Here is a 553-nt window from a genome sequence, read left to right on the forward strand (position 1 = left end):
GTACAGTGTCAGTCGCTTCAAGTGCTGTCGAATCTGGAGGCAAATTAATTCCTGGTTTCGTAAGTGAAGATTCAACCGAAACCGAATACTTTGTTCAAGTAAACTATGAGACAAAGGCCCCTAACAAGGCTACATCTCTATTCGTTGATGCATTCAAATTCGAAGATTCCCTGATTCATGGCCGTTACTATTACGATGGTTTTAAAGGTGTGAAGTTCAGTGCTGAAGAGTTACAAACCGCGAATTTAATTGCTGAGTATTCCCTAGCTCATCCCCTAAGCTTAAACGGGCTATCGGTAGTGGAAACCAACGGTGTTCTAACGAATAACTCTTACTCACTACAGGTAAAATCAAATAACTCGGTCATTGTTGCTCCAGTAACCGTGACGGACGCAGAAGATATTCAATTATTAAATGAGATATCTAAGGTTACAGCAGAAGCTATCAATTACGACAATAGCGATGTGACGATTGCTGATTGGAATAAAATATACTAATCAGATCATTAGTTACGATTGTTCGCAAGGCACTGCCTACTTTCCTTGCACTAAGC

General features: G+C 40.3%; 1 pseudogene. It reads left to right on the top strand.

The features are described from left to right. Positions 1–497: pseudogene (locus tag AB4653_RS24640) on the top strand (hypothetical protein); the annotation flags it as partial. Between the last annotated feature and the right edge of the window lie 56 nt (positions 498–553).

It is taken from the genome of Vibrio sp. 10N.222.48.A3 (assembly GCF_041475345.1).
GTDB lineage: Bacteria > Pseudomonadota > Gammaproteobacteria > Enterobacterales > Vibrionaceae > Vibrio > Vibrio tasmaniensis_A.